The sequence below is a fragment of the Pseudomonas sp. AGC41 genome, from assembly GCF_057334555.1.
Genome location: NZ_JBHFJB010000159.1, coordinates 52,897 through 57,770, shown reverse-complemented (window position 1 = coordinate 57,770; position 4,874 = coordinate 52,897). Strand labels below are relative to the sequence as shown.

Sequence of the window (4,874 nt, the reverse complement as noted above, 5' to 3'; positions counted from 1 at the left end):
GCTCGCGATGACGATGCAACATTCAACAAAATCGTCGATTGTCATACCGCTTTCGCGAGCAGGCTCGCTCCCACAGGGGACGTGTGTCGACCGCCAGCTCCGCTCGTACAGAAGGATCAGAGCTTGATCCAGGTCGCCTTCAGTTCGGTGTACTTGTCGAACGCATGCAGCGACTTGTCACGGCCGTTACCCGACTGCTTGAAGCCACCGAACGGTGCGGTCATGTCGCCGCCGTCGTATTGGTTGACCCAAACGCTGCCGGCGCGCAAGGCCTTGGCGGTCAGGTGAGCCTTGGAGATGTCCCTGGTCCACACTGCCGCAGCCAGGCCATACGGGGTGTCATTGGCGATCTGGACAGCCTCTTCGGCACTGTCGAAGGCGATGACCGACAACACCGGCCCGAAGATTTCTTCCTGGGCGATTTTCATCGCGTTGCTCACGCCATCGAAAATCGTCGGCTCGACGTAGGTGCCGCCGGTTTCCTGGAGAATCCGCTTGCCACCCGCGACCAGCTTGGCGCCATCGCTGTGACCGGCTTCGATGTAGGACAGCACGGTATTCATCTGCTGGGTATCGACCAGGGCACCGACATTGGTCGCTGGATCCAGTGGATTACCGGGTTTCCAGCCCTTGAGGGCCTCGATCACCAGCGGCAGGAATGTGTCCTTGATCGAACGCTCCACCAGCAGGCGCGAGCCAGCCGTGCAGACTTCGCCCTGGTTGAAGGCGATGGCACTGGCGGCGGCCTCGGCGGCGGCCTGCAAGTCCGGAGCGTCGGCGAATACGATGTTCGGGCTCTTGCCACCCGCCTCCAGCCAGACGCGCTTCATGTTCGACTCGCCGGAATAGATCATCAGCTGCTTGGCGATCTTGGTGGAACCGGTGAACACCAGCGTATCGACATCCATGTGCAAGGCCAAGGCCTTGCCGACCGTGTGGCCATAGCCAGGCAGCACGTTCAGCACGCCCTTGGGAATGCCGGCCTCGATGGCCAGGGCGGCGATGCGAATGGCGGTCAGCGGAGATTTTTCCGACGGTTTGAGCACTACCGAGTTGCCGGTGGACAACGCCGGACCGAGCTTCCAGCAGGCCATCATCAACGGGAAGTTCCACGGAACGATGGCACCGACCACACCGACCGGCTCGCGAGTGACCAGGCCAAGCTGGTCGTGCGGGGTGGCGGCCACTTCATCGTAGAGCTTGTCGATGGCTTCACCGCTCCAGCTCAGCGCCTGCGCCGCGCCTGGAACGTCAATATTCAGGGAGTCGCTGATCGGCTTGCCCATGTCCAGGGTTTCCAGCAAGGCCAGCTCTTCGGCGTGCTGTTTGAGCAGGCCGGCAAAACGAATCATCGTGGCTTTGCGCTTGCTCGGCGCCAGGCGCGACCAGGCGCCAGAACTGAACGTCGCGCGGGCGTTTTCAACGGCGCGCTGGGCGTCGGCCACGTCGCAACTGGCGATCTTGCCCAACAGGCGGCCGTCGACCGGGCTAAGGCAATCGAAGGTCTCGCCGGACACTGCATCGGTGTATTCGCCGTTGATGAAGGCGCGGCCTTCGATCTTCAGGTCGCGGGCGCGCTGTTCCCAGTCGGCACGAGTCAGGGTGGTCATGCGAGTGTCCTCCTCTTGTTTGGGTACGAACGCCACGCGATGCGTAGCGTTCAAGAATTCTGCCCTGCCGATGTGTATTCGGCACAAGCACCGCCACCCTAAACCAGCGACCAGGGATGTTTCAATATATTTGACAGAAAACCCGCAAACGGCCTTGCGATGTTCGTTTTAATAAACATAGACTTTTGCTCTTCCAGCCATCCGCGCCGCAAGCACCGAGGGTAACCGCATGAGCATCCAGGACATCGTCGATTTCAGCCAGGCCAACACCACCGCCGACCGCTATCGCCCGGACTCGGCCAAAGTGCTCAAAGGTGATCCGGAGCAAGCGGTGTTCAATCATTACAACAGCCCTTGCGGACAGATGAACGCCGGGGTCTGGGAAGGCGCGGTGGGCCAGTGGACGGTCAACTATACGGAGCATGAATACTGCGAAATCGTGCAAGGTGTGTCTGTATTGCGGGACGCTGATGGCAATGCCAAGACACTCCGGGCTGGCGACCGCTTCGTGATTCCGGCCGGGTTCAAGGGCACTTGGGAAGTGCTGGAACCCTGCCGGAAGATTTATGTGGTGTTTGAACAGAAGGCTTGAGGGTTTTGCGTTGCCTGGCCTGGCCCCATCCACTCTCACATTAAATCGCGTAAACGCCTGAAATCCCCGTGGGAGCGGGCTGGAAGGCAAAACAAAAAAGGCCCGTATCTTGCGATACGGGCCTTTTTTGTAAAGAGGGAAAAATCAATTACTTGATTTTGCCTTCCTTGTAGATCACGTGCTTGCGAACAACCGGATCATATTTCTTGATCTCGATTTTGTCCGGGGTAGTACGCTTGTTCTTGTCGGTAGTGTAGAAGTGACCAGTACCGGCGCTCGAGATCAAACGAATCAATTCACGCATGATTAGCTCCCTTAAACCTTGCCATCGCGACGAAGTTCGGCCAGCACGACACTGATGCCACGCTTGTCGATGATGCGCATGCCTTTGGCAGATACGCGCAGACGCACAAAACGTTTCTCTTCTTCAACCCAGAAGCGGTGATGCTGCAGGTTCGGCAGGAAACGACGACGGGTTTTGTTGTTTGCGTGGGAAATGTTATTCCCAGTCACCGGACCCTTACCGGTAACTTGACAGACTCTCGACATGCCTCAGCCCTCTAAAACCACATGCCCAACCCGGCATGGGTTGGCCGCTTAATCTCTCAGTCATTTGGCGCCAGGCGCCGCGTTTCTTTAAGGGTCTTACCGGCTACACCTACAGTGAAGGAACCGGGCCCCTAGAAAAGAGCGCTGCTTTATACCAGAAAGACCCAGGCACAACAACAGCCGCTTTGATTTGTCTGCATTGGAAACGCATCGCCCATCAGCCCCAGGCGGTCGGGGCAAGGGCCGGAGATACTCTTACCGCTCGTCGCGGCCTGCAGATTTTTTTCAATCGATGTCGAGTCCCAGCCCTGGACAGCTCCCGGAAAGCGCTGCAAAGAGTGCCGGAAAATGCAAAAAGGGGATAGTCATTTGCAGGCGAGCCCACTAGGGTAGACCTTTTCCAGACTGCACTCGCAGATGGGCCTCCGACCTGCACAGGAAATCAATCATGCGTCTCGCTGCCCTACCGCTGTTGCTCGCCCCTCTGCTGATCAGCCCGCTGGCCCAGGCCGCCGCCCTGAGCGTCTGCACCGAAGCCAGCCCGGAAGGGTTCGATGTCGTCCAGTACAACTCCCTGACCACGACCAATGCCTCGGCCGACGTGCTGATGAACCGCCTGGTGGATTTCGACACCGCCAGCGGCAAGGTGGCGCCCAGCCTGGCCGAGAGCTGGGAAGTCTCGCCCGATGGTCTGGCCTATGTCTTCAAACTGCGGCCCAAGGTCAAGTTTCACCACACCGACTACTTCACACCGCGCCGCGACTTGACGGCCGAAGACGTCAAGTTCAGCTTCGAGCGTATGCTGGATCCGGCAAACCCGTGGCACAAGGTAGCGCAGAGCGGCTTCCCTCACGCCCAATCCATGCAACTGCCGGCACTGATCACCAGAATCGACGCCCTGGACCCACTGACGGTGCGGTTCACGCTCGATCATGCCGATTCGACCTTCCTGGCCACATTGAGCATGGGTTTCGCCTCGATCTACTCGGCTGAATATGCCGACCAGCTGATGAAGAGCGGCAACCCCGAGCAGCTGAACAGCCAGCCCATCGGCACCGGCCCGTTCATTTTCAACCGCTTCCAGAAAGACGCCTCGATTCGCTACAAGGCCAACAGTGAATACTTCGGCGGCAAGCCTCAGGTAGACCCTCTGATTTTTGCAATCACCCCGGACGCCAACGTCCGCTTGCAGAAATTGCGACGCAATGAATGCCAGATCGCCTTGTCGCCCAAGCCACTGGACGTCCAGGCGGCCAAGCAAGAACCTACATTGAAAGTGGAACAGACTGACGCGTTCATGACCGCCTTCCTGGCAATCAATAGCCAGCATCCGCCATTGGACAAGCCTGAAGTCCGCCAAGCCATCAACCTTGCCTTTGACAAGGCCAGCTACCTCAAGACCGTTTTCGAAGGCACGGCCGAAGCGGCCAGCGGCCCTTATCCGCCAAACACCTGGAGCTACGCGAAAAACCTGCCCGGCTATGCCCATGACCCGGCCAAGGCCCGCGACTTGCTGGCCAAGGCCGGCTTGAAGGAAGGCTTCAAGACCACCATCTGGACGCGCCCTTCCGGCAGCCTGCTCAATCCCAACCCGAGCCTTGGCGCACAGTTGCTGCAATCGGACCTGGCGGAAATCGGCATCCAGGCGGAAATCCGCGTGATCGAATGGGGCGAACTGATCCGCCGCGCCAAGGCCGGCGAGCATGACCTGCTATTCATGGGCTGGGCCGGCGACAACGGTGATCCGGACAATTTCCTCACGCCGCAGTTTTCCTGCGCGGCGGTCAAATCCGGCACCAACTTCGCTCGTTACTGCAATCCGGACCTGGACAAACTGATCAGCGCCGGCAAGACCACCAGCGAACAAGGCGTGCGCACCAAACTTTACGAACAGGCTCAGGCGCAGATCCAGCAACAGGCCCTTTGGCTACCGCTGGCGCACCCGACGGCATTCGCGCTGACCCGCAAGGATGTGCAGGGTTATACGATGAGCCCGTTTGGGCGGCAGGATTACTCCAAGGTCAGCCTCAAGTAACCCCACCCACTCCTTGTGGGAGCGAGCCTGCTCGCGAAATCGGTTTGTCAGCCAATTTTGAGTCAACTGATACACCGCATTCGCGAGC

General features: G+C 59.1%; 5 protein-coding genes. 2 read left to right on the top strand and 3 right to left on the bottom strand.

Annotated features, from left to right (window positions below; genetic code table 11):
* Positions 1 to 116: 116 nt before the first annotated feature.
* Positions 117 to 1,610 carry an aldehyde dehydrogenase gene (locus ACE04F_RS27785; RefSeq protein ID WP_486110771.1) on the bottom strand — a complete coding sequence of 498 codons (1,494 nt, stop codon included), beginning with the start codon at positions 1,608 to 1,610 and terminating at the stop codon, positions 117 to 119.
* Positions 1,611 to 1,839: 229 nt separating this feature from the next.
* On the opposite strand from ACE04F_RS27785, the gene ACE04F_RS27780 reads away from it, so the two are divergent.
* Positions 1,840 to 2,202, top strand: a complete 363-nt coding sequence (locus ACE04F_RS27780; protein ID WP_486110769.1) for a cupin domain-containing protein — start codon at positions 1,840 to 1,842, stop codon at positions 2,200 to 2,202.
* Between the two features lie 148 nt (positions 2,203 to 2,350).
* On the opposite strand, the gene rpmG is transcribed toward ACE04F_RS27780, so the two are convergent.
* Positions 2,351 to 2,506, bottom strand: a complete 156-nt coding sequence (gene rpmG, locus ACE04F_RS27775; RefSeq protein ID WP_003177274.1) for a 50S ribosomal protein L33 — start codon at positions 2,504 to 2,506, stop codon at positions 2,351 to 2,353.
* Between the two features lie 11 nt (positions 2,507 to 2,517).
* The gene (gene rpmB / locus ACE04F_RS27770; protein ID WP_003177273.1) at positions 2,518 to 2,751 is read right to left on the bottom strand and encodes a 50S ribosomal protein L28; all 234 of its coding nucleotides are present in this window, start codon (positions 2,749 to 2,751) and stop codon (positions 2,518 to 2,520) included.
* 448 nt (positions 2,752 to 3,199) lie between these two features.
* Here rpmB and ACE04F_RS27765 point away from each other — a divergent pair, with 448 nt between their 5' ends.
* Positions 3,200 to 4,786: an ABC transporter substrate-binding protein gene (locus ACE04F_RS27765; RefSeq protein WP_486110767.1), complete on the top strand. Its 1,587-nt coding sequence runs from the start codon at positions 3,200 to 3,202 to the stop codon at positions 4,784 to 4,786.
* Positions 4,787 to 4,874 lie beyond the last annotated feature (88 nt).